Here is a 24,928-nt window from a genome sequence, read left to right as displayed (position 1 = left end):
CGCGGAGCGGGCCGGTCGCGGCGGGCTCACCGCGCCGCGAACTGTCCCAGCACTTCCTTGCAGGCGGGCGACAGCGAGGCGGCATTCGAGGCTAGGCACTGCGCGATCCGGCCGCCTCCCGGCGCAACGCCGCCACACAGCGAGCGTACGTCGGCGCCGCAGGCCGACCGCACGACGAGCAGTTCTTCGCGCGGACGCAAGGGCCGCAGTACGATCCCTGCCGCAGGCGCCGCCGGCGCGGTAGCCGCAGCAGTGGAGCCGTCGCCTGCCGCTGGCGCCGCACCACCACTCGCGGCCGCAACTGCCTCACCGCAAGCGGGCGAGAGCCTCGCCTTGTTCTTCTCGAGGCATCGCAGTGCGGGGGCGCCGCCGGTCGGCACGCCGGGACAGACCTTCTGATAGTCGGAACGGCAGGCGCTCCGGATCGCGGAAACCTGCGCCTCGGTCGGCTTGGCCTGCGTGCCCGCCGCTTTCGGCTTCGCTGCGCTGGTTGCCGCCGCCGGCGCCTCGGTCTTGGTAGGGGCCGGCGCCGTCTCCGCCTTCGGTGCGGCCGGTGCTTCTACTGCACGCACCGCACCGGCGCAGCCTGCAGACAAGCTCGACATGTTCTTCTGCAGACATTGCAGCGAAGCTTCGCCGCCGCGCGGAATGCTGGAGCAATGCGCCATGTAATCGTTGCGGCATTGCGACTTGATCGCCTCACGCTGGGCCTCGCTCGGCGCCTGCGCCAGCGCTGCGGTCGCAAACAGCACGACGGAAAACGGCAGGGCGCGCCCGCATGCGCGCTTCAATGTCTTGATCATGTAAGCAAACCCTTTGTTGTCGACGGAAGCCGCCGCTTCAACCGAAGTTCATTCTTGCGAAGTTCGTTCTTGAAGAAGGTCGCTCTTGAAAAGTCTGGTACGGCAATCTTAGTGGGCGGTATCATTTTCTGTTTCGGGTTCCACTGCAAGCCAATTGTTGCTATGGATGCATCGCGACAGTCGTCTCCGGATGAACGCCTCTTTGCGGGGCAAGTTGAACTGGTGCACGGAAATGAAGCTTGCGCGCCCATCGGCCTGTTGCGGATCGAACCATGGCGCGCGACCGGCCGCTGCGCCCCTGTTGCGCATTAGCTTCCTGCTGTCCGTCTTGGTCGGTTCAAGTGGCTGCGAGCAAAATACTTTCGTGCCACCGCCGCCACCAAAGGTGGAAGTCGCGATTCCGGTGCAGCGCAGCATTACGCGTTTCCTGGAGACAACCGGCACCACCGCGCCGGTCAAGAGCGTTGACCTGGTGGCGCGCGTGCAGGGTTTTCTGCAGTCGATCGATTATCAGGACGGCACCTTCGTCAAGCAAGGCACCACGCTGTTCACGATCGAGCCTGAGACCTACAAGTTGAAGCTCGAGCAGGCAAAGGCGGCGGAGGTGGGCGCGCAAGCGACGCTGAAGCAGGCGGAGACCGATTTCAAGCGCCAGATCGACCTGGTGCAGCGACAGGCGGTCTCGCAGGCGACACTCGATACGTCGACGGCGAATCGCGACAACGCCCAGGCCAGCCTGCAGCAGGCGCAAGCCAATACCCGGATCGCAGAGGTCAATTACGGCTACACCAATGTGACGGCACCGTTCGACGGCATCGTCAGCGCGCACCTCGTCTCGGTCGGCGAACTCGTCGGCTCGACTTCGCCGACGCAGCTTGCCAGCATCGTCCAGCTCGATCCGATCTGGGTCAATTTCAACGTCAACGAACAGGACGTGTTGCGCATCCGCGAGGACGCGAGGCGGCGTGGTCTCTCCGTGGCCGAGCTGCGTCAGTTGCCGGTCGAGGTCGGCCTGCAGACGGAGACCGGCTATCCGCACAAGGGCAAGCTCGACTACATCTCGCCGATCCTCACCCAGTCGACCGGCACGCTGCCGGTGCGCGGCATCTTCGACAATCCCGACCGCACGTTGTTGCCGGGCTTTTTTGTCCGCGTCCGCGTGCCCTATGACCAGCAGCAGGACGCGCTGCTGGTGCCCGCTACCGCGCTCGGCAGCGACCAGGCCGGCCGCTATGTGCTGGTCGTCAACGCCGACAACGTGGTCGAGCAGCGCAAGGTGGAAACCGGACAGCTCGAAGGCGAATTGCGCGTCATCGATAGCGGGCTGAAGCCGGACGACCGCGTCCTCATCGCCGGATTGTTGCGCGCGATCCCCGGCCAGAAGGTCGATCCGCAACTGCAGAAGATCGAAGCCTCCGCATCGGCGAAGTGAGGGGGCGGCCATGATCTCGAAATTCTTCATCGAGCGGCCGGTCCTTTCCAACGTCATCGCGATCCTGATGATCCTGATCGGCGGCGTGGCGCTGCTCAACCTGCCGGTCGCGCAATATCCCGACGTGGTGCCGCCGACCGTGCAGGTGACGACCCGCTATCCCGGCGCATCCGCCAAGACCGTGATCGACACCGTGGCGCTGCCGATCGAGCAGCAGGTCAATGGTGTCGAGGACATGCTCTATATGCAGTCCTATAGCGGCGCCGATGGCACCTATACGCTGACGGTCACCTTCAAGATCGGTACCGATCTCAATTTCGCGCAGGTGCTGGTGCAGAACCGGGTGTCGAGCGCGCTGTCGCAATTGCCGCAATCGGTGCAGAGCCAGGGCGTAACGGTGCAGAAGCGGTCGACCTCGATCCTGCTGTTCGTGACGCTAACCTCGCCGAATAAGACCTATGACAGCCTGTTCCTTTCCAACTACGCGACCATCAGCATCAGGGATGAGCTGTCGCGGCTGTCAGGGGTCGGCAACGTCACCGTGTTCGGCGCCGGCCAATACTCGATGCGGGTCTGGCTCGATCCGAACCAATTGCAGGCACGCGATCTGGTGCCGCAGGACGTCATCCAGGCGATCCAGCAGCAGAGCCAGCAGGTCACGGCGGGACAGGTCGGCATGCCGCCGACGCCGCCCGGCCAGGCGTTCCAGTACACGCTGAACGTTGCCGGCCGGCTTGATGACACGAGCCAGTTCGAGAACATCATCGTCAAGACCGGAAACGTCGGCGACGTCACCCGCGTCCGCGACGTCGGCTGGGTCGAGCTCGGCGCCCAGACCTACAGCCAGATCTTCTCGCTCAACAATAAGCCTTCCACCGGCATCGGCGTGTTCCTGTCGCCCGGCGCCAACGCGCTCGAGGTCGAGAAGGCGGTGGAGAAGAAGATGGTGGAACTGGCCAAGCAGTTCCCGCAGGACATCAAATACGACACGCCGTTCGACACCACCATCTTCGTCCAGGCCTCGATCAACGAGGTCTACAAGACGCTGATCGAGGCCGGCCTCTTGGTGCTGATCGTGATCCTCGTCTTCCTGCAGGACTGGCGCGCGATGCTGGTGCCGGCGACCACAGTGCCGGTAACCATCATCGGCGCGTTCGCGGCGATGGCGGCGCTCGGCTTTTCCATCAATCTCTCGACGCTGTTTGCGATCGTGCTGGCGATCGGCATCGTGGTCGACGACGCCATCGTCGTGGTTGAGGGCGCCGCGCACAATATCGAGCGTGGCCTGTCCGGCCATGATGCGGCGATCAAGGCGATGGATGAATTGTTCGCGCCGATCGTCGGCATCACGCTGGTGCTGATCTCGGTGTTCCTGCCGGCGGCGTTCCTGCCGGGGCTCACCGGGCGCATGTACGCGCAGTTCGCGCTGGTGATCGCCGCGACCGCTCTGATCAGCGCCATCAATGCCGCGACCCTGAAGCCGACGCAGTGTGCGCTGTGGCTGCGCCGGCCGGTGCCGCTGGAGCAGCGCAATGTCTTCTACCGCGGCTTCAATGCCCTCTATGAGCGGCTGGAGCGCGGCTATGCGCGGCTGATCGGCGGGCTGGTCAGGCACAGCAATGTTTCGGTCGTGGCTGCGCTGATCCTGATCGGTCTTGCCGGCTACGGCCTGTCGCGGGTGCCGACCGGCTTCATCCCGATCGAGGACCAGGGCTATCTGCTGGCTGCAGTGCAATTACCCGATGGTGCTGCGTTGGATCGGACACAACGTGTCCTCGAAAGGGTCAGCGAGATGGCCGGCAAGTCGCCCGGCGTGCAGCAGGTGGTCTCCATCGCCGGCATCTCCGCGCTCGACAATAGTTCGAGCCTGGCGAATGCCGGCGTCGCTTATTTGATCCTGAAGGATTGGAGCCAACGCGGGCCCGGCGAGGATCTGCGCTCTCTGGTGTTTGGGCTGAACGACAAGCTGGCCGAGATCGAGGAGGCGCGCATCCTGGTGATTCCCCCGCCGCCGATCCAGGGCATCGGCAATGCCGCCGGCTTCGCGATGCAGGTCGAACTCCGCGACGGCAATGCCGATTACGCCAAGCTGCAGGCGATCACCGGCGCGGTCGTCGCCAATGCGCAGACGCAAAGCGCGCTGCAGCGGGTCAGCTCGTCCTTCCGCTCCATGGTGCCGCAATACGACGTCGAGGTCGACCGGACCAAGACCCAGACGCTGAACGTCACGACCGACCAGATCTTTTCGACGCTGTCGAGCTATCTCGGCGCGAGCTACGTCAACCAGTTCAACAAATTCGGCCGCACCTTCCAGGTCTATGTGCAGGCGGATTCGAAATTCCGCCTGAACCTGCGCGACATCCAGAACCTGATGGTGCGCAACAGCCAGGGCGAAATGGTCCCGCTTGGCACCGTCGCCACGATCACGCCGTCGGTCGGGCCGTCGCTGATCAGCCTCTATAATCTCTACCCGTCCGCCTCCATCATCGGCCTGCCGGCGCAGGGCTACAGCTCGGGACAGTCAATGGCGTTGATGGAGCAGATCGCCGCAAAGACGCTGCCGCCGGGTACGGGCTTTGAGTGGACGGCGATGTCGTATCAGGAGAAGGCAGTCAGCAACCAGATCTACTATGCATTCGGCCTTGCCTTACTGCTGGTCTACCTGGTGCTGGCCGGTCAGTATGAGAGCTGGTACGCGCCGATCTCGGTGATACTCGCTGTGCCGCTATCGTTGCTCGGCCCGATGCTGGTGTTGTCAGCCTTGCGGATCGACAACAACCTCTACACCCAGATCGGCATCATCTTGTTGATCGCACTGTCGGCGAAGAATGCGATCCTGATCGTCGAGGTCGCGCTCGAGCATCACGTGCGAGGCCGCGAGCCGCTGATCGAATCGGCGATCGCGGCGGCACGCGCCAGGTTCCGCCCGATCCTGATGACGTCCTTTGCCTTCATCCTCGGTGTGGTGCCGCTGGTGCTCGCGACCGGCGCCGGAGCCAATGCGCGGAAGTCAATCGGCATCACCGTGTTCTCCGGCATGATCGCCTCGACTTGCCTTGCCGTGCTGTTCGTGCCCGCGTTCTTCGTTGTGGTGCAGGGCTTCGAGAATTGGCGCAAGTCGCGCAAGGAAAAGGCGCCGGCTACGGGGATTGTCCCGCAGGCGCCGTAACGGCTCCTTCACTGCACCTCGCCCCGCTTGCGGGGAGAGGTCGGATCGCATCGCAGATGCGATCCGGGTGAGGGGGAGTCTCCGCGAACTCAGCTATTACCGTGTTTGCGGAGAGAGCCCCTCACCCCAACCCTCTCCCCGTAAGAACGGGGAGAGGGAGAAGGCCGCATCGCCAGAACATCACACCCGGATCATGCGCTTGCCGCGGTTCTCGCCGGCGAGCAGGCCGATCAGCGCGGCCGGCGCGTTCTCCAGCCCGTCGATCACGTCCTCCTGCACCTTCAGCCTGCCGGAGGCGATCCAGGACTGCAGGTCGGCGAGCGCAGCGTCGCGCTGGTCCATGAAGTCCATCACGATGAAGCCCTGCATGATCAGCCGCTTGACAACGATCAATCCGGGCACGCCGCGCGGGCCGTGAGCGGAGGGGACGCCGTCATATTGCGAGATCGCACCGCAGCAGGCGATGCGGCCGCGATTGTTCATCTGCGGCAGGCAAGCCTCCAGGATGTCGCCGCCGACATTGTCGAAATAGACGTCGATGCCATCAGGCGCAGCCGACCGTAGCGCCTTGTAGGTGCCGCCGTCCTTGTAATCGACCGCGGCGTCGAAGCCGAGTTCGCTGGTCAGCCAGTGGCACTTGTCCTTGCCGCCGGCAATGCCGACCACGCGGCAGCCCTTGATTTTTGCGATCTGTCCAACGATCGAGCCCACCGAGCCGGCGGCTGCCGAGACCACGACGGTCTCGCCTTCCTTGGGCTTGCCGACATGGAGCAGGCCGAAATAGGCGGTGAGGCCAGCGATGCCGTAGACGCTGAGCAAATGCGTCATCGGCTCGAGCTTTGGCATCTTGGTCAGATGCTTTGCCTGCACCGCGGCATAATCCTGCCAGCCGGTGTCCCCGAACACGATGTCGCCCGGCGCAAGGCCTGAGGCCTTAGACGCCACCACCTCGGCGATGCCGCCACCGGACATCACGGTGTTGGCCTCGACCGCGGCGCGGTAGGTCGCGCCGTGCATCCAGGCGCGGTTGGCGGCATCGAGCGAGAGATAGCGCAGCCGCAGCAAGGCCTCGCCGTCCTTCGGCTCGGGGATGCTGCCATTGACCATCCTGAAGTGCTCAGGTCCGAGCCTCCCGGTCGGCTTCTCCACCAGTAGGATCTGACGATTATTAGCTTCGCTCATGGTGTCCCTCCCTTGTTGGTCAATCCCGATGCAACTGCGTGCGCGTTGCGCGCCAGATTGCACAGATTGTGCGCTGCCATGACGCTAATCCCCGCGTGTCTATTCCACAACTGGAACATGCAGCTCCGCTCGCGGAGAGCGAAAGCGTGTTGCGCGCCTGCGTAAATCTGCCACACTCCATCGCTTGCCGGGCGACTTACGGGAGTAAGAGCATGTCGAGCAGGTTCACGCAGTACATCCTCATCGCGATGGTGCTGGGCATCGTGATGGGTGCCTTCGTCTACAACTTTCTGCCCGACAGCCGGGCGGAGATCGCGGCCGACGTAAACCTGATCGCGATGCTGTTCCTGCGGCTGATCAAGATGGTCATCGCGCCGCTGGTGTTCGCGACATTGGTCGGCGGCATCGCGCATATGGGAAGTGGCGCGCGGCTTGGGCGCATCTTCGCGAAGACCATGGGCTGGTTCGTCAGCGCTTCCTTCGTATCGCTCCTGCTCGGCCTCGTCATGGTCAACCTGCTGCAGCCCGGCGCCAACTTTCCGGGCACGCTGCCCGACAAAGCCCAGTCGACCGGCCTGCCGGTCTCGGCCTTTTCATTTGAGAAATTTTTGATCCACCTGGTGCCGACCTCGATCGCGGACGCGATGGCGCAGAACGAGATCCTGCAGATCGTGGTGTTCGCGGTGTTCTTCGCGGTCGCGCTCGGCGCAATGCCGGAGCGGGCGAAGCCGATCATGGCCCTGATCGACGACCTCGCCCACATCATGCTGAAGGTCACGAGCTATGTGATGCTGTTCGCGCCGCTTGCGGTGTGGGCCGCGATCATGGCGACGGTGTCGAAGAACGGACTTGGGGTGCTCTGGAAGCTCGTCGTGTTCATGGGCGGCTTCTACGTCTCTCTCCTGATCCTGTGGGCGATCCTGGTCGTCGTCGGCTTCATCGTAATCGGGCCGCGCTACAGCCACCTGTTGCGGCTGATCCGTGAGCCATTGATGATCGCGTTCTCGACCGCCTCGTCGGAGGCCGCCTATCCGAAGACGCTGGAGGGATTGAACCGCTTCGGCGCCTCGGCGCGGATTTCGGCCTTCGTGCTGCCGCTCGGCTATTCCTTCAATCTCGACGGCACGATGATGTACTGCACCTTCGCCAGCATCTTCATCGCGCAGACCTATCATATCGACATGTCGCTCGGCACCCAGCTTGCGATGCTGGCCACGTTAATGATCACTTCCAAGGGCGTCGCCGGCGTGCCGCGCGCCTCCCTCGTCGTGATCGCCTCGACACTCAGCCAGTTCGGCATTCCCGAGGCGGGCCTGCTAATGATCATGGGCATCGACACCTTCCTCGACATGGGCCGCAGCGCCACCAATGTGATCGGCAATTCGCTCGCCACCGCCGTGGTCGCCAAGTGGGAAGGCGAGTTGAAGGAAGAGCACGAGCTTGGGCCTGACGATGCGGTGCCGTCCGATGCGGTGCCGGGTGCGGTGATGGCCGGCCATTGATGGGAGGGGTGCATGCATCACGCCCGAAGCTTGGCCGCGGCGCTGTTGTCAGCAAGCCTGCTGGCCGGCGCCGCGGTCGCTCAAACGGTGGAGGGCCTTAGCCCGACGCTCGCCAATATCAAGAACACCCATGTGGTGCGGCTCGGCTACCGCGAGAGCTCGCCGCCGTTTTCTTTCCTCGATCAATCCAACCGGCCGATCGGCTACAGCCTCGAATTGTGCGAGGCGATTGTGGAGGAGATCGGCGTCGAGGTCGACGATCCCAATCTCAGGATCGACTACGTCAAGGTCACCTCCGACGATCGCATTCCTGCTGTTGTGCAGGGCAAGGTCGATCTCGAATGCGGGTCGACCACGGCGAATGCCGAGCGGGCCAGGCAGGTCGCGTTCTCTCCTTTGATCTTCGTCGCCGGCACCAAATTGATGGTGCCGAAGACCTCTTCCATCTCCGGCGTGACCGATCTCAAGGGCAAGACGGTGGTGGTGACCAAGGGGACCACCAACGAACAGGCCATGCACAATGTCGACAAGAAATTTTCGCTCGGGCTGAATATCGTGACGTCGCCCGATCACGAGCAGTCCTACCAGATGTTGGCCGACGGCAACGCGGATGCGTTCGCGACTGACGACATCCTGCTCTACGGCCTGATCGCGCGGCACAAGTCGCAGGACAGGTTCCGCGTGGTCGGCGACTACCTATCCTACGATCCCTACGGCATCATGTACCGCAAGGGCGAGCCGCAGTTGAAGGACGTGGTCGAGCGCACCTTCCGCAAGCTCGGCTCCGGCCGCGACCTGATCCCGCTCTACAACAAATGGTTCATCGCGCGGCTTCCCACCGGCGAACGCCTCAACGTCGCGATCTCGCCGCAGCTCGAGGAGGCTTTCAAGGCGCTGGACGATAACGAGGGGACAAGTAATTAGCTTCTCGTCCGTCATTGCGAGCGCAGCGAAGCAATCCACGCTTCCGCAAGCGGCGCCATGGATTGCTTCGCTACGCTCGCAATGACGGGGAGAGAGCGCCGCATTCCGACTTCTCCCCTCACCCCGAGGAGGCCGCGCAGCGACCGTTTCGAAGGGCGAGGCCACCGGCGGGGCCTCATGGTTCGAGACGCGCGTTCCGCGCTCCTCACGATGAGGGTCTCACAGCGTCACTGCCTTACTGCGCAAACACCCTATCCAGCGCCGCTTCATACGCGGCATAAGCCAATTCCGGGTGCGAGCGGCTCAGCGCTTCCATCTTCACGCCGGCGTTGACTTCGAGGATCCGCCAGGCGCCATCGGTGCGTACGACGTCGATCGAGCCGAAGCGGATGCCGATCGCGCGGGCGGCCTTGATCGCGATCTCGATGCAGGTGTCGCGCGTCTCGCCCTGCTTCAGCAGCACCGGTCGCGCGCCGGAATCGAGGTTGTGGCGCCAGTTGAGGATGCGCCGCTCGCCCTCCGGGACGATCGCATCGAGCTCGGCCCGCCCGATCGCCGCGATCAGGCCGGGCAGCGCCGTCGATCGCCGCTCGGCAGGCATGGCCGCGAGCGCAAGCTCGAGCAGCGAATGCCTGCCGTCGCCGATCACGAACGGGCGCTCCTTGCTGTAGACGACGACCGGGAGATCATCGACCAGGACAACACGAATCTCGTCCTCGATCTCGACATAGGGCGAGATGGCGAGGCTTGGGTAGGCCGCCAGGATCCTGCCGACCGCGAGCTCGAGCGCATGCTTGGTCGTCACCCGGAAGACTCCCTCGCCCGACGTGCCCTCGTTTGGCTTGACGACGAGCCCGTTGGGATGCTCGGCCAGCAGGCGGAGCATCGTTTCCCAGGAGCCGGCCGACCGCGTATAGGCCGCAAGCTTCGGCCCAAGGAACAGGGTGTGGGGGATGCAGGGCACCCCAAAACATTGTAGCACCTCGGCGGTAGCCGCCTTGTCGTTGGCGATCTGGTGCGCGACCGCGCTGTTCAGCCCGACGTCATACGCGAAGGCGAGGTGCCGCCGCTGCCCACGTTGCATGACGATCAGCCAGGCCTCCGACCGCACCTCGACCGTAATGTTACGGGCCAGGCAATATTTCGTGACCGCGTCGACAAAAATCCGCTGGCTGATCGGGATCGCCAAGTCGATTTTCCTCTCTCAATGGTGCCGCGTGGAATTAACTGCTCTACCGGCATCGTTTCCAGCAAGTTAATTGCGCCGCGCCGGAAACCTTAACAACGATGTTTTGAACCATTCTGCGAAATCAATCGACAGCCATGCTGAGTTCGCAATTGCACAATGGATGAATTCCATTATGTGTGTCAGCGGCGCGACGGGCAGGCGGGCTTCCCCTTGATGTCAGTCAATTACGTGCGGTCGAGCAGCCGCTACTCGACCTCGTTTATGTAAGGTCAATCGGAAAAACCAGACACATGAGCGCGTTCTATCGAGAGAAGGTCCTTTCTGTTCGTCACTGGACCGATACGCTTTTCAGCTTCCGAGCCACCCGCGATTCCGGCTTCCGCTTCCAGAACGGCCAGTTCGCCATGATCGGCCTCGAGATCGATGGCCGGCCGCTGCTGCGCGCCTATTCGATGGCGAGCGCCAATCACGAGGAAGAGCTCGAGTTCTTCTCGATCAAGGTGCAGGACGGTCCGCTGACCTCCAAGCTGCAGAAGATCCGGGAAGGCGACATCATCCTGGTCGGCCGCAAGGCGACCGGCACGCTGATCACCGACAATCTCATCCCCGGCAAGCGGCTGCTGCTGCTGTCGACCGGCACGGGTCTGGCTCCCTTCGCGAGCCTGATCAAAGACCCCGAGGTCTATGACCGCTACGAGACCATTGTGCTGGTCCATGGCTGCCGCCAGGTCGCCGAGCTCGCCTATGGCGAGGATCTGGTCGCCAATCTGCGCGACGACGAATTGTTCGGTCCGCTGCTCGCCGAGAAGCTGCTCTATTATCCGACCGTGACCCGCGAGCCGTTCCGCAACCGCGGCCGCATCACCGACCTGATCACGTCGGATCAGCTCTTCAACGACATCCACCAGCCGCCGCTCGATCTTGAGACCGACCGCATCATGATGTGCGGCAGCCCGGCGATGCTGGAGGACCTGCGCAAGCTGTTCGAGGGCCGCGGCTTCACCGAAGGCAGCCACAGCACGCCCGGCCATTTCGTGATCGAAAAGGCCTTCGTCGAGCGCTGATCGGCTTCGAGTTTTAAGCCAACTCTCTCGCCCGTCATTCCGGGGCGCGCGCAGCGCGAGCCCGGAATCCATTTCTCCGCGGCGTTTGTGGCCCGATGGATTCCGGGCCCGATGCTTCGCATCGACCCGGAATGACGGCGGGGTGCCTCTTCCCCCTTTCGTTGCAGCGCAATACACCACCCCGGATCGTGTAGCGTCGGTGTCACATCCGTGAACCCGAAGACCCATTATACCGTGTAGCGTGTGGCGGACGGGGCGGGATCGATTAGGCTCTCCGCCCGCCGATAACCAGTTCGGCAGGATCCGCTGAGGGGTTTCATGGCAACGCTGCTGCTTCCGTTCTCGCCGCGCTTCATCGTGCTCACGATCTGCTCGGTGGTCACTGCGCTTCTGCTCGTGTTCGGCATCGTCGACCGGAAGCTGATCGACGTCATCCTGATTCCCTTACTGATCTTCGGCGCGCTGACGCTGCTGGGTGTCCGCGACCTCATGCAGAAGCATCACGCGGTGCTGCGCAACTATCCGATCTCGGCGCATCTGCGCTTCCTGCTCGAAGAGATCCGCCCGGAGATGCGGCAGTATTTCTTCGAGAGCGAGAAGGACGGCATGCCGTTCTCCCGCGACACCCGCGCCGTCGTCTATCAGCGCGCCAAGATGGTGCTGGACAAGCGGCCGTTCGGCACCCAGGAGGACGTCTACCGCGAGGGCTATGAGTGGATGCATCATTCGGTGGCGCCGAAGCCCCATTCGAACGAGAAATTCCGCATCACCATCGGCGGCCCCGATTGCGCCAAGCCTTATTCCGCCTCGGTCTTCAACATCTCCGCGATGAGCTTCGGCGCGCTCAGCCCGAACGCGGTGCGCGCGCTGAATGCCGGCGCCAGGAAGGGCGGCTTTGCGCATGACACCGGCGAAGGCGGCGTCAGCCCGTACCACCGCGAGAAGGGCGGCGACATCATCTGGGAGATCGGTTCCGGCTATTTCGGCTGCCGTAATCTCGACGGCACGTTCAATGCGGACGAGTTCGCGCGTATCGCCACTGAGGAGCAGATCAAGATGGTCGAGCTCAAGATGAGCCAGGGCGCCAAGCCCGGCCATGGCGGCGTGCTGCCGGCGGCAAAAGTCTCGGAAGAGATTGCCAAGATCAGGGGCGTTCCCCTAGGGGAAGATTGCATTTCGCCGGCCTCCCACAAGGCGTTCTCGACGCCGCTTGAGATGATGGCCTTCGTCGGCGAGATGCGCAGGCTGTCGGGCGGTAAGCCGGCCGGCTTCAAGCTCTGCATCGGCCATCCCTGGGAATTCCTCGCGATCTGCAAGGCGATGCTCGAGAGCGGGATCTATCCCGACTTCATCGTGATCGACGGCAATGAGGGCGGCACCGGCGCTGCGCCGCTGGAATTCATGGATCATCTGGGCATGCCGATGCGCGAAGGCGTCAATTTTGCCCACAATGCGCTGGTCGGCATCAATGCGCGTAACCGCATCAAGATCGGCGCCTCCGGCAAGATCGCGACTGCCTTCGACATGGCACGCGCGATGTCGATCGGCGCCGACTGGTGCAATTCGGCGCGCGGCTTCATGTTTGCGCTCGGCTGCATCCAGTCCTTGAGCTGCCACACCGACCGCTGTCCGACCGGCGTGACCTCGCAGGACCCGATCCGCAATCGCGCGCTCTACGTGCCCGACAAGATCGAGCGCGTCTGCAATTATCACCACGCGACGCTGCATGCGCTGGCCGAGCTGCTCGCCGCCGCCGGCCTCGAGCATCCGCAGGAGTTGCGGCCGATCCATTTCACCCAGCGGACATCGACCACGGAAGTCCGCACCTTTGCCGAACTCTACCCGGCGCTGCGCCCGGGCGAATTGCTCGAAGGCACCCAGGACCGCCGCTTCCGCGACGCCTGGGCCATGGCCCGCCCCGATTCGTTCCAGCCGGCGGGGTGAGCACGTTTCCCTCTCCCCGCAAGAACGTGGAGAAGGCGAACCGCCCATCCCGGTCATTCCGGGGCGCCACGCAGTGGCGAGCCCGGAATCCATGTTTCCACCCGCATCTGCTGCTCGATGGATTCCGGGCTCGCCGCTTCGCGTCGCCCCGGAATGACAGGGTTTGTTGCGGCGGCGAGGTAGGGACAGGCCGCGTCGGCTAATGCGGGTTCTCCAGGCTGAACGTCTCCGACTGTTCGTCATAGGCGAACAGCTCGGCATAGCGTCCCCATGAGACGATGGTCTTCAGCGTCTCGTCCGCATAATCCTCGGACATGTAGTCCTCGAGCTCGTTGCGGAATCGCGCGGCGGGGGCTGTGTGGGACGGGCGTTCGTCAAGCACGCGTTTGATCAGGCCCATCACCGGCACGTAGCTGATCAGATGTTCGGCGAACAGTTTCTTGCGCGCGTCGGTTTCGAGATTGGCAAAGCGCAGACCGGCTTCGGTCAGCACCAGGTCGCCCTCGCTTAAGCGCGCGAACCGCAATAGCTGCAGCGCCTCGCCGAGATGCAGGATCTCGTCCGTCTCCATTTGCAGGCTGCCGGCGAGAACCGGCAGGTCGGCGTGGCCGTGATAGGGCGGCCCTGCCAGCGTCTCGATCAAGCCGGACAGTTCGTTGGACGAGACATGGCCGAGCGCCGTGCCGACGCCCGCGCCGGAAGCCGCCTCGGCTGCTGTGGTCGACTTGCCGTCGGTCCGCTGCGTCATGCGCCCATAGATGTTGTCGACGAGCTGCCGGAACGCCGGATCGAGGCGGTTGCGCGGATGCGGGAAATCGACCTTGATCTCGGTCGCCACTCTGCCGGGATTGGACGAGAACACGAGAATGCGGTCGCACATCAGCACCGCCTCCTCGATATTGTGCGTCACCATCAGCACCGATTTGATCGGCAGGCGGCCGTCGGTCCACAGATCGATCAGGTCGGTGCGCAGCGTTTCGGCGGTCAGGACGTCGAGCGCCGAGAACGGCTCGTCCATCAACAGCAGGTCCGGATGCACCACCAGGGCGCGCGCGAAGCCGACGCGCTGGCGCATGCCGCCGGACAATTCCTTGGGGTAGGCGGATTCGAAACCGTCGAGGCCGATCAGGTCGATCGCGGCGAGCGCGCGGGTGCGTCGTTCTGCGGCATCGATGCCGAGTGCTTCGAGCCCGAGCTCGACATTCTGCAGCACCGTGAGCCAGGGAAACAGCGCAAACGACTGGAACACCATCGCGACGCCATTGGGGGGACCTGCGATCTTCTTGCCGCGGCAGACCGCCTCTCCCGAGGACGGGTCGACGAGGCCGGCGATGATCCGGAGCAGCGTCGATTTGCCGGAGCCGGAGCGGCCGAGCAGGCCGACGATCTCGCCGGCGCGGATGGTCAGGTCGACGTTTTCGAGCACCAGCAGGTTCTCGCCGCTGCCCTTGGGAAAGGAGCGACAGACGCCGCGGATATCGATGAGGTTAGGCTGAGCGGATTGTTCGAGCATGGCGGCTCCTCATCACCCGAGGCGAAGGCGGCGGGACAATGGCTCCTTGAACCGATCTCCCGCGATCCTTTCATTTGAGCACGATCTTCCTGTGAAGATATGCTCTAGAATTCCCCGTGCAGCCTTCCCGCGAAGATGTGCACGGGGCCACGGTCGGCGTTATAGGCGGGGTTTGTGATGAACTGATAGTCCGCCGTCAAGGTGAAGTTCTTGCTGATCGAATACGCGTAGTACGTCTCGAAGATGCGCTCGTGGCTGTAGTTGAGCCGACCGTCGCCGATCAGGAGGCCGAGGCCGCCAGCCGCCAGGAAATCGCGATGCGCGGCGGACAGGCCGTTGATCGCGCCGCCAATGCCGAACGTGTCGCTTGGCCGGCCCCAATAGCTGCCCTTGACCGACAGGCCGCCCGAAACGCTGCGGTCGACGTCGGTGAACGAGAGAATTTCGGCGCGGCCGTCGTTCCAGCTCGCGCGGGCAAACAGGCCAATGTCCGTGGCGAGCTGCTGCTCGAGGTTGGCGTAGAAGCCGTATTTGAGATTGTCGCGGCGGATGGCCGTCATCACGTTATTGATGTCGAGCGCCGGGTTCAGGCTCTCGATATCCAACGCCTCCTGATAGATGCCGGTATTGCCGCGATTGGCAAATGCGCCGAGCCGCAGCTTGCCGGGCTTGTCGGAGAGCGCATAGCGCCCTTCGAACTCGACCACGGTGCCGCCGGTCTTAAAGGTCAGGACGTCGCTGTTGGGCGCATCAGGCACCTGGAACAGGCCGGCGCGCACCGCCCAGTCCTTGCGGTTGAACTCGACCACCGCGCCGCGCGTATAGCCAGGCAGGTCGGCCGGGAAGTCGTAGGCGGCAGAGGCCCACATCGCCCAGTTCATGAAATCGGCGCGCGGGTCCTTTGCATAGGAATTGCCGTCGAAGAAGTCGCCGACCGCAAAGCGCCCGACGACGACGGTGATGCGGTTGATGTCGCGCTTGCCCGGCAACTGGTTGGGACCATCGGCGACCTCTTCCTGCTCGCCTCCAAGTCCAAAGGTCTGCTTGAGGAAGTAGCGTTGCGGCCGCAGCTTCGGAAAGGCCGCTCCTGCCTTTTGCGCTTCGCCGTTGGGGAAACCGGCAAGGCCGAGCGTGCCGTTGATGCCGAAGCCCTGCGCCAGCTCCGGATTGAAATAGAGCTCGCCGCCTTCCCACAGCCTGAGGCCGAGAAACGCCGTCGTGGTCCAGGTCGCCTGGAGTTGTCCAGGCCCCGGCAGGCTGTTGGTGCCCATGTAGGGCGAGCGGAACGACGGATAGCCCTGCGGCAGGAACGTGGTCTGCGCATGCACATTCCAGTCGTTCGACTCGGGAAGTTTGGTCGGGCTTGCCGCGACCGGCCAAGGCGCGTCGCCAAACTGATAGTTCAAGCCGAACTTCAGCAGATGGAGATCGGGCTTGATGCTGACGGAGGGCAAGCCGAATTCGCCGAGGTCGTAGGTCCGTTGCGCGAGGTTGACATAATCGTATTCGAGCTTCGCGCTCCAATTGCCGCTCAGCGCGAATTCGGCACCTGCGCCGACGGTCCAGCCGGTGTGATATCGACCGGGGGTCGAGACGATCTCGCCGTCGGCGTCGTTGATCCTGACATGGCTGTGCCCCCAGGCGAAGCCGCCGGTCAGATAGGGCATCCACCATCCGAATGCGTAGCCGACGCGGCCACGCAAGGTGCCGGTGTAGTCGATCGAGCTCTGGAAAGGGCCCGGCACCAGCCGCGGCACGTCCGTCGGGCTGGTGAAGGTGGCGTCGGCCTCGATGCCGAGCACCATGCGATTGAAGAATTGGCGATTGTATCCGGCCTGGTAGCCGCCGAGCAGCCCGGTAACGGTCGGTGGAAAGAACACGGACTGTTCGGGGAGGGGATTGGTGCGTGGGCCCAGGCTGCCATCGCCGTAGCCGGTGTGGCCCCCCAGATAAAAGCCGGTCCAATCGTAGACGGCGGCGTAGGCGGGAGCCTTGAAGGCGATATCGGCGGCAACCGCCGGGCCGCTCAAGGCGACGGTCGCGGCCGCCGCGTGGCCGAGAATCTTCGCAAAGGATCGGCTGCAGGGCGGCATGGCGGAGATGCTTCCAAACTGGACGTCGCGAGGGTTCGGCGTGCCCGTTCCCGAAGCGTTGCTACGACGCCTTCCCGCACACGAAATCATCACGCCGCCTTTGCCCCGGTCGCATGTCCTGATTCCCCTCCATCGCGCCAGATCGGGGAAGCTACACCGTACCACAATCCCTATTGCGAATAATTCGCAATAGCAAGAAACGGCGAGTCATTACCGCTGGATGGCATCGCTCAATGACAGTTTTGCAACAGAAGCGCGATCATCTTGTCGCGGCCAGATCCGGATGTGGATGACCCGCCCGGGGGGACAGCCGGGCGGGTCCGGGTACGACACGGGGTGGATGAGGCGCCCGTGCCGGACGCACAATCCACGGTCGACGTGTTTTCGAGCGAAGGAGGTTTACCGGTTCGCGCCGCAATCAAATTTGCGCAGATTGCGTGGACTTATCTGTGCAGAAAACGCGTCAACCAAAACCGCTCCGTCGATCGATCAGAAATTGCAGGTACGCACGCGGCCCATGTAATTGCCGAACGCATCGTACTGGCGAACCCAGCCGCAGCGGCGATAGCCGTCGTAGTAGTAGCCGTTGTTCGCGGCGATGGCGCTGCCGACAACCGCTGCGCCGACGAGGCCGGCACCGACGCCCAAGCCCCAGTGGTGGTGGTGGAACGGCTTGGCTTGCGCCTGGGTGGTCGACGTCGCGATCGTGCCGGTGACAGCGAGCGCGGCGAGGGCGAGAGCAGCAATCTTGGTCTTGATCGACATGGATAACTCCATCCTGTTGAAGGCGGCGCCGGGATGGCCCGCACGCACCGTTGGACGGAGCCTCCGCGATTTGGGTTCGAAGCGGAGGAGGAAGGCTATGGCTGTCGATTATTTTGCTGTCAGAACAGCGGCTTAGTGGATAAGCGCGGCCCGGCTGCGAGCTTGTTCACGTCGAAGTTATCGACGTCGATAAGCAGCTCGCAGAACGCGCGTGCGCCGTGATCGAGCAGGCGCTCGCCCTTCTCCGCGGCAGCCTTGGTCGCATCGCCGACCGCGCCGCTTGCGTGCAGGTCTTGCGTTTGCCAGGCGAAAGGCGCGGGCCGTTGCGTCGATAGCCAGCGGTGATCCTTCTCGATCGCGATGCTGGCGGGATGAAAATCCGAGATCGCGCCCCTAAGCACCGTCTGCGGATAGCGCGCCAGCATGATCGAGGTCTCGACCGCGCCGCCATGAATGCCGTGATGCACTTCTTCCGCATCGAACAGCTTTTCCGCCGCGCTCAGCCGCGACCAGCTTGTGGTGACCACCAGCATCTCGTGTTGCGCACGCAGATCCTGCGCGACCAGGCTCATCGCGGCGCTGTTGCCGCCATGGCTCGTGACCATCACCAGCTTTTTGACGCCTGCGCGCGCCACGCTGTCGCCGAGCGTCGTCCACGTCTTCAATGCGACATCGGCCGGCAGCGTCAGCGTGCCAGGAAAGTCGATATGCTCGGTGGAAATGCCAACCGGCTGCAGCGGCAGGAAGGTCGCGGGGAGGCCGACGGGCAACAGCTCGCGCACAAGCGCCAGATAGGCTTCGGCGATCATGACGTCGGTGCCGAGGGGCAGATGCGGCCCGTGTTGCTCGGTCGCTGCGAGCGGCAATACCGCGATCCAGCGCGCCGGATCGGCGCCAGCGACCTCCGGCCAGCGGATTTCGGTCCAGTCGCGGGGTGGAACAGTCGAAGTCATTTCTCTGCCAAGCGTTCCTTTGCGCGGATTTGCGAGGTAATTTGCCGGCCCTGCCGCGGGCGCATTCGGCGTCCATCACCCATCATGGGCCATAACCAGCGACGGAGTCCAACCATGAAGCGGGCCTTTTTGCTGCGAGCGTTAACCATAGCCGTGTGCGCCCTGGTTGCAGCCTTTGCGCCCGCAAAGGCCCAGACCCTGGACAAGGTTTCGTTCGGCACCAACTGGGTCGCGGAGGCCGAGCATGGCGGCTTCTTCCAGGCGGTAGCCGACGGCACCTACAACAAATACGGCCTCGACGTCACCATCGTTCCCGGCGGTCCCAACAACAACAATCGCATCCTCCTGATCGCCGGCAAGATCGATTTCTTCATGAGTGCGAACTCGCTGCAATCCTTCGACGCGGTCACCAACAACGTGCCGCTGGTCGCCGTCGCCGCGATGTTCCAGAAGGATCCGCAGGTGCTGTTGACCCATCCTGACATCAAGGCAACCAAGCTCGAAGATCTGAAGCCGCTGACGCTGCTCGTCTCCAAGGAGGGTATGACGACCTACTTCCAGTGGCTCAAATCCGAATACGGATTCAGCGAGAGCAAGGTGAAGCCGTACACCTTCAACCCGCAGCCCTTCATCGTCGACAAGAAAAGCGCGATGCAGGGCTATGTCACCTCGGAGCCGTTCGCGGTGGAGAAGGCCGCAAGCTTCAAGCCCGGTATCTTCCTGCTCGCCGATTACGGCTTCAACACCTATTCGACCCTGATCGAGACCCGCCGCGACACGGTCGAGAAGAAGCCCGATCTCGTGCAGCGCTTCGTCGACGCCTCCATCATCGGCTGGTACAACTATCTCTACGGCGACAATACCGCTGCCAATGCCATGATCAAGAAGCTCAATCCGGAAATGACCGACGAACTGCTCAGCTATTCCATCGACAAGATGAAGGAATACGGCATCGTCGATTCCGGCGACTCGCTGAAGAACGGCATCGGCGCCATGACCGACGAGCGGATGGCGAGCTTCTTCGACAAGATGGTGCGGGCCGGCGTCGTTCGCTCCGATATCGACTTCCGCCAGGCCTATACGCTGCGCTTCGTCAACAAGGGCGTTGGGCTCGACCTGCGGCCGAAGAACTAGGCACGAAGAGAGCTCTCGTGATGGCCGAGCCAGCCCCGAGCGAACTGGACGCCGGCTCCTCGCTTGCGGTGAGCCTGCGTGGGGTCACGAAGGTTTATGACAGCGGCGTCGCGGCGCTCGGCCCGCTCGATCTCGAGGTCAAGCGGGGAGAATTCGTGACGCTGGTCGGGCCGTCGGGGTGTGGCAAATCCACTGCGCTGCGGCTGATCGCTGGCCTTGCGGCGCCGACCGCCGGCACCGTCAGCGTCTCGCATCTCGCGGCGGAAGTACGCGGCCATCACTCGATCGGCTTCGTGTTCCAGGAGCCGACCCTGATGCCGTGGGCGAGCGTGCGCGACAATGTCCGCCTGCCGCTGAAGCTTGCTCATGCGCCGACGAGCGAGGCGGATGCGCGCATCGACGAGGCGTTGGCGCAGGTCGGGCTCGCCGAATTCGCACACGCCTATCCGCGCGAACTGTCCGGTATCCGCGCGAACTGTCCGGCGGCATGAAGATGCGCGTCTCGTTGGCCAGGGCGCTGGTCACCGATCCCGATATTCTCCTGATGGACGAGCCGTTCGCGGCGCTGGACGAGATCACGCGTTTCCGCCTCAACAACGATCTGCTCGCGCTCTGGCGCAAGCTGCACAAGACCGTGATCTTCGTCACCCATTCGGTGTTCGAGTCGGTGTATCTCTCGCAGCGCGTGATCGTGATGACGGCGCGGCCGGGGCGGATCGGCGCGGAGTTTCGCATCAGCGCGACCGAGCCGCGCAGCGAGGAATTCCGCACCTCCGCCGAATATGCCGGCTTCTGCCGCCAGGTCTCCAACGCGCTGGCGCCTGCCTATGCGGGACAGGCCGGCGCATGAAGTCCTCGCGGCATGCGGTCCGCCTGCTCTTGCCGGTCGTCGTCTTCGCGGCTGCCATCCTGCTGTGGGAAGCGATCGTTCGCGTCAACAATATCCAGCCCTATGTGCTGCCGGGGCCGGTGGCGGTGTTCCAGACACTGATTGGCGACTGGCCGGTGCTGTCGCAATCGCTGGGCGTCACGCTGCTGACCACGCTCGAAGGTTTCGTGGCGGCCGCGATCGGCGGCATCGCGCTGGCGCTGTTGTTCAACCAGTCGAAATGGCTGGAATATTCGCTGTTCCCCTATGCGGTGATCCTGCAGGTCACGCCGGTGATTGCGATCGCGCCACTGCTTCTGATCTATCTGCAGCAACAGACCGCGGTGGTGGTCTGCGCCTGGATTGTCGCCTTCTTTCCGGTCCTGTCCAACACCACGCTCGGGCTCAATTCGGTCGACCGCAACCTCGCCGGATTGTTCCAGCTCTACGGCGCGACGCGGCTGCAGACGTTATGCTTTCTGAAACTGCCCGCGGCGTTGCCGTTCATCCTCGGGGGGGTAAGGATCGCGGGCGGCCTGTCGCTGATCGGCGCCGTCGTGGCCGAGATCGCGGCCGGCACCGCGGGCGCAGGCTCCGGTCTCGCGTTCCGCATTGCCGAGTCCGGCTATCGTCTCAACATTCCACGTATGTTCGCGGCGTTGTTCCTGCTCTCGGTCGCCGGGATTGTCATCTATGGGGTGCTGGCGCTAATTTCGCACCTGGTATTGCGGCGCTGGCACGAGAGCGCGCTTGGAAAGGAAAGCTGATGGCTGCAACTATCTCTTCTGACAAGATCGACCTTTTGGTTTACGGGCCGATCCGTCCCATTCTGCAGAATGGCTTTCCCGATCAGTTCATCCTGCACACTGCGGAAAACCGCGCCGATCTCGAACGCTTGACGCCGGAGACCAAGGCCAGGATCCGCGGCATGGCCGTGACCTATCACACCGTGTCGACCGACAGGACCGTGCTGGCGCAATTCCCGAAGCTCGAGCTCGTCGCGAGCTTCGGCGTCGGCTACGACCATGTCGAGTCCGCCTATGCGCGTGAGCACAACATCATCGTCACCAACACGCCCGACGTTTTGACCGAAGAGGTCGCCGACGTCGCCATGGGCCTTTTGATCGCGACCCTGCGCGAATTCATCAAGGCCGACCGCTACGTGCGCTCCGGCCTCTGGCAGACGCAGAACTATCCCTTGAGCGTCGGCTCGCTGCGCGACCGCAAGGTCGGCATCGTCGGCATGGGTCGGATCGGGCAGGCGATCGGCCGCAGGCTCGAGGCTTCGCTCGTTCCCGTCGTCTATCATTCGCGCAATCCCGCGGCCGGCGTGTCCTACCAGCACTATCCCGACCTGATCGAGATGGCGAAGGCGGTGGATACGCTTGTCGTGATCGTGCCCGGCGGCGCCTCCACTGCGAAAATGATCAATGCCGAGGTGTTGAAGGCGCTCGGCCCGCGGGGCGTGGTGATCAACGTCGCGCGAGGTTCGGTCGTGGACGAGCCGGCGCTGATCGCGGCCTTGAAATCGGGGACCATCCTGGCCGCCGGTCTCGACGTGTTCGCCACCGAGCCGAACGTGCCGGACGAGCTGAAGTCGATGCAGAATGTCGTGGTGCTGCCACATATCGGTTCGGCTTCCGTGGTAACGCGCAATGCCATGGATCAGCTCGTGGTCGACAATCTCAAGAGCTGGTTCGCCGGCAAGCCGCCGCTCACGCCGGTTGCGGAGACCCCGGTAAAGGGACGTTGATCAGGGATCGTCGATGTCAGTCCGCCGTTTCAGCATCGTGGCCGTGCTGCTGGCAATTGCCGGCGGCGCTGGACCTGCGTCGTCCCAGGATGCCTCGTCGCTGAAACAGGAAATGATCGGGCAGTGGGAGCTTGCCACCACTGAGCGCAGCAAGACCTGCGTCGTGACGCTAAAGGGCGATGCCACGGCGCAAGGCCTCAAGCTCGAGCTCGAGCCGTCCTGTCCGGCCGCGCTGCCCTTCACCAAGGACATCGCCGCCTGGAACATCAAGGGCCTCGACATCGTGCGGCTGCAGAATGCGGCCGGCGAGCCGGTAATCGATTTCACCGAGGTCGAGAGCGGCATCTTCGAGGGGCACCGGACCGGCGAGGGCGTCTACATCCTGCAAAACCTCGCCGCGGCCCGCGCGCTCGCCAAATCGATGGACCAGATGATCGGAGACTGGTCCATGGTGCGCGGCAACGGACAGGCGATCTGCGGCCTGACGCTGACCAACACCGAAGCCGGCCAGGACAATTTCCAGGTCTTCCTGAAGCCGAAATGCGATCCGGCGGTGACGGCATTCGCGCCGACGGTTTGGCGGCTCGATCACGGCCAGATGCTGTTGATGTCCGAGAAGGGCGAGACCTGGCAGTTCGAGGCTGACGACAATGCGCAGTGGCGCAAGGTCCCCGACACCGCCGCCCCCCTGATTATGCTGCGTGATCAGTAGCGGCGCCGCAGGGCGTGACGACTCTTGTTTGACTCGGCGTGACCGCCGTTGTTCACCTCTCCCACAGGGAGAGGTCGGCGCGCAGCGCCGGGCGAAGGGTTACGGTCCCTCGATGGAGTTCATCCCCCTCACCCGGATCGCATCTTGCGATGCGATCCGACCTCTCCCCGATGGGGAGAGGTAAGGCACCTCCGACGTGGTACCAACTCGCCTGATCTCGCGATCCGCGCCCGTGGCGATCCGCTACTATCACCCGATGGCGGCGGCCTCGTTGGCGGCGCGCTGCATGCTCGACGACATCTCGCCGGTGACGACGCTCTGCTCCTCGACTGCGGCCGCGGTCGACGTCACATATTCTCCCACCGCCTCGATCGAGCGGCGGACCGTGCCCAGCGCAGTGACCACGTCGACGGAAATGCCATTGAGCGAGTCGATCTCGACGCCAATCTTGTCGGTCGCCTGCTTGGCCTGGTTGGCGAGGTTCTTGACTTCAGCGGCGACCACCGCAAAGCCACGGCCGGCCTCGCCGGCGCGTGCGGATTCGATGGTCGCGTTCAGCGCGAGCAGGTTGATCTGGCCGGTGATGTCGCCGATCATCTGCAGGATGCCGCTCATCGAGGCGGCTGCGGCGGTCAGCCGCTGCGCCTGGTGGTCGGCGGATTGCACATGGTCGGTGGCGGCCGCAGCCGTTTCCTTCGACTTGACCATCGCCTCCGAGATCTCGCGCACCGAGGCATTCAATTCCTCGGCGCCGGCCGCGACCTGCTCCATCATGCCGCGGACGCGCTCGCTCTTCAGTCGCGCGATCACCTGGGCGGTGACGTCGGAGGAGTATTTGACGACTTTGAACGGCCTGCCATTGAGATCCATGATCGGATTGTACGAGGCCTGGATCCAGACTTCGCGTCCGCCGGCGCCGACGCGGCGAAACTCACCGGTCTGGTATTCGCCGCGATTCAGCGCAGCCCAGAATTCGCGATAGGCAGGCAGGTCACGCTCGGCCGGATCGACGAACATGCTGTGGTGACGGCCCTGGATGTCGTGCAGCGTGTAGCCAAGCGTCTTCAGGAAATTCGCGTTCGCCGTTTTTACCGTGCCGTCCATCGCGAACTCGATCACGGCCTGCGACTTGTCGATGGCCGCGATCTGGCCGGCAAAATCGGCATTGCGCAGCTTCTGCTCGGTCACGTCGGTGGCGAATTTGACCACCTTGAACGGCTTGCCGTTCTCGTCGAACACCGGATTGTACGACGCGAGAATCCAGACCTCCCTGCCGCCCTTGCCGATCCGCTTGAATTCGCCGGTCTCGAATTCGCCCCGGTTCAGCTTCTGCCAGAACTCCCGATAGTTCGGGCTGTCGCGGAATGACGCCTCGACAAACATGCTGTGGTGCTTGCCCTGGATCTCGGCCAGCGAATAGCCGAGCGCGCGCAGGAAATTCTCATTGGCGGTGATGACAGTGCCGTCGAGATTGAATTCGATCACCGCCTGGACGCGGCCAATGGCCGTGGTCTGCGCCCGGAAGTCCAGGTTCTGCAGCCGGATCGAAGCATCGGACCATTCCACGGCGAAGCCTGCGCGCTGCCCGTCGTCGGTGGTCAGCGGCGTGATCATGAGATCAAAGGCACGGCCACCGAACCTGATGGTCTCCCGCTGCGGCGTCTTCAACTGCGCCAGCGCGTGGCGCTCGGCGGAATCCCTGTAAAACATGTCGATGCTGCTGCCGATCAGCTTGCCGACCGAGAAGCCCGGAAGCTCCTTGCGGATATCGGCTTCCGCGTCGGTGAGCAGCCTGGTCACCGCACGATTCATGTAGGTGATGGTCAGTGACGCATCTGCGATCATCAGGTTGGCAGTGATGACGTCGGCGGCAGTCTTGGCAATGTCACCGGCACGCGATTTCCGGCTTCCAAACATGTCTGGGTTCC

The 24,928-nt window shown here is 63.6% G+C and carries 18 protein-coding genes and 1 pseudogene; 11 read left to right on the top strand and 8 right to left on the bottom strand.

Annotation, left to right across the window (positions count from 1 at the left end):
• Nucleotides 1–26: 26 nt before the first annotated feature.
• Nucleotides 27–803 (bottom strand): hypothetical protein, encoded by a 777-nt coding sequence (locus ACZIRK_RS05715; RefSeq protein WP_463327061.1) that lies wholly within the window; start codon nucleotides 801–803, stop codon nucleotides 27–29.
• Between the two features lie 232 nt (nucleotides 804–1,035).
• Here ACZIRK_RS05715 and ACZIRK_RS05710 point away from each other — a divergent pair, with 232 nt between their 5' ends.
• Nucleotides 1,036–2,235 (top strand): efflux RND transporter periplasmic adaptor subunit, encoded by a 1,200-nt coding sequence (locus ACZIRK_RS05710; protein ID WP_165435165.1) that lies wholly within the window; start codon nucleotides 1,036–1,038, stop codon nucleotides 2,233–2,235.
• Nucleotides 2,236–2,245: 10 nt separating this feature from the next.
• Entirely contained in the window at nucleotides 2,246–5,404 is a 3,159-nt protein-coding gene (locus ACZIRK_RS05705) for an efflux RND transporter permease subunit (protein WP_130225264.1), read from the top strand.
• Nucleotides 5,405–5,584: 180 nt separating this feature from the next.
• Here the strand turns inward: ACZIRK_RS05705 and ACZIRK_RS05700 are convergent, their stop codons facing one another.
• Nucleotides 5,585–6,586: an NADP-dependent oxidoreductase gene (locus tag ACZIRK_RS05700; RefSeq protein WP_130225265.1), complete on the bottom strand. Its 1,002-nt coding sequence runs from the start codon at nucleotides 6,584–6,586 to the stop codon at nucleotides 5,585–5,587.
• Between the two features lie 212 nt (nucleotides 6,587–6,798).
• On the opposite strand from ACZIRK_RS05700, the gene ACZIRK_RS05695 reads away from it, so the two are divergent.
• Together ACZIRK_RS05695 and ACZIRK_RS05690 are read left to right on the top strand one after the other, a co-directional pair.
• Entirely contained in the window at nucleotides 6,799–8,088 is a 1,290-nt protein-coding gene (locus ACZIRK_RS05695; RefSeq protein ID WP_463327060.1) for a dicarboxylate/amino acid:cation symporter, read from the top strand.
• A 12-nt stretch (nucleotides 8,089–8,100) separates the two neighbouring features.
• Complete coding sequence (locus ACZIRK_RS05690) at nucleotides 8,101–9,012, top strand: amino acid ABC transporter substrate-binding protein (protein WP_130225266.1); 912 nt, start codon at nucleotides 8,101–8,103, stop codon at nucleotides 9,010–9,012.
• A 235-nt stretch (nucleotides 9,013–9,247) separates the two neighbouring features.
• On the opposite strand, the gene ACZIRK_RS05685 is transcribed toward ACZIRK_RS05690, so the two are convergent.
• Nucleotides 9,248–10,201 (bottom strand): ATP-grasp domain-containing protein, encoded by a 954-nt coding sequence (locus ACZIRK_RS05685; RefSeq protein WP_349645061.1) that lies wholly within the window; start codon nucleotides 10,199–10,201, stop codon nucleotides 9,248–9,250.
• A gap of 290 nt (nucleotides 10,202–10,491) precedes the next feature.
• Here ACZIRK_RS05685 and ACZIRK_RS05680 point away from each other — a divergent pair, with 290 nt between their 5' ends.
• Nucleotides 10,492–11,265 (top strand): ferredoxin--NADP reductase, encoded by a 774-nt coding sequence (locus tag ACZIRK_RS05680; RefSeq protein ID WP_028163358.1) that lies wholly within the window; start codon nucleotides 10,492–10,494, stop codon nucleotides 11,263–11,265.
• A gap of 318 nt (nucleotides 11,266–11,583) precedes the next feature.
• Nucleotides 11,584–13,209, top strand: a complete 1,626-nt coding sequence (locus tag ACZIRK_RS05675) for an FMN-binding glutamate synthase family protein (protein ID WP_463327059.1) — start codon at nucleotides 11,584–11,586, stop codon at nucleotides 13,207–13,209.
• Nucleotides 13,210–13,408: 199 nt separating this feature from the next.
• Here ACZIRK_RS05675 and ACZIRK_RS05670 read toward each other — a convergent pair whose 3' ends face one another.
• From ACZIRK_RS05670 to ACZIRK_RS05655, 4 genes are all read right to left on the bottom strand, one after another.
• Entirely contained in the window at nucleotides 13,409–14,722 is a 1,314-nt protein-coding gene (locus ACZIRK_RS05670; RefSeq protein WP_130225267.1) for an ABC transporter ATP-binding protein, read from the bottom strand.
• 104 nt (nucleotides 14,723–14,826) lie between these two features.
• A complete protein-coding gene (locus ACZIRK_RS05665) occupies nucleotides 14,827–16,815 on the bottom strand; it encodes a carbohydrate porin (RefSeq protein ID WP_130225268.1) in 1,989 nt (662 codons plus the stop codon).
• A gap of 489 nt (nucleotides 16,816–17,304) precedes the next feature.
• Complete coding sequence (locus tag ACZIRK_RS05660; protein WP_130225269.1) at nucleotides 17,305–17,580, bottom strand: hypothetical protein; 276 nt, start codon at nucleotides 17,578–17,580, stop codon at nucleotides 17,305–17,307.
• Nucleotides 17,581–17,699: 119 nt separating this feature from the next.
• Nucleotides 17,700–18,533, bottom strand: coding sequence for a creatininase family protein (locus tag ACZIRK_RS05655; protein ID WP_130225270.1), 834 nt, complete (start codon nucleotides 18,531–18,533; stop codon nucleotides 17,700–17,702).
• A gap of 114 nt (nucleotides 18,534–18,647) precedes the next feature.
• Between ACZIRK_RS05655 and ACZIRK_RS05650 the strand changes: the two genes are divergently transcribed.
• The 5 genes and pseudogenes from ACZIRK_RS05650 to ACZIRK_RS05630 all read left to right on the top strand — a co-directional run bounded on the left by ACZIRK_RS05650 (nucleotide 18,648) and on the right by ACZIRK_RS05630 (nucleotide 23,000).
• Nucleotides 18,648–19,667, top strand: coding sequence for an ABC transporter substrate-binding protein (locus ACZIRK_RS05650; protein ID WP_130225271.1), 1,020 nt, complete (start codon nucleotides 18,648–18,650; stop codon nucleotides 19,665–19,667).
• 20 nt (nucleotides 19,668–19,687) lie between these two features.
• Nucleotides 19,688–20,517, top strand: a pseudogene (locus tag ACZIRK_RS05645) (ABC transporter ATP-binding protein).
• Nucleotides 20,514–21,302 (top strand): ABC transporter permease, encoded by a 789-nt coding sequence (locus ACZIRK_RS05640; RefSeq protein WP_130225273.1) that lies wholly within the window; start codon nucleotides 20,514–20,516, stop codon nucleotides 21,300–21,302. Before ACZIRK_RS05645 ends, ACZIRK_RS05640 begins: the two are co-directional and overlap by 4 nt.
• Nucleotides 21,302–22,288, top strand: coding sequence for a 2-hydroxyacid dehydrogenase (locus ACZIRK_RS05635; RefSeq protein WP_028163367.1), 987 nt, complete (start codon nucleotides 21,302–21,304; stop codon nucleotides 22,286–22,288). Before ACZIRK_RS05640 ends, ACZIRK_RS05635 begins: the two co-directional genes overlap by 1 nt.
• A gap of 13 nt (nucleotides 22,289–22,301) precedes the next feature.
• Nucleotides 22,302–23,000 carry an AprI/Inh family metalloprotease inhibitor gene (locus ACZIRK_RS05630; RefSeq protein ID WP_130225274.1) on the top strand — a complete coding sequence of 233 codons (699 nt, stop codon included), beginning with the start codon at nucleotides 22,302–22,304 and terminating at the stop codon, nucleotides 22,998–23,000.
• 249 nt (nucleotides 23,001–23,249) lie between these two features.
• Here the strand turns inward: ACZIRK_RS05630 and ACZIRK_RS05625 are convergent, their stop codons facing one another.
• Nucleotides 23,250–24,917, bottom strand: a complete 1,668-nt coding sequence (locus ACZIRK_RS05625) for a methyl-accepting chemotaxis protein (RefSeq protein ID WP_130225275.1) — start codon at nucleotides 24,915–24,917, stop codon at nucleotides 23,250–23,252.
• Between the last annotated feature and the right edge of the window lie 11 nt (nucleotides 24,918–24,928).

This window comes from Bradyrhizobium sp. Leo114 (assembly GCF_055229415.2).
Note: the sequence above shows the minus strand (reverse complement) of the source record. Positions and strands in the feature narration are given on the sequence as shown.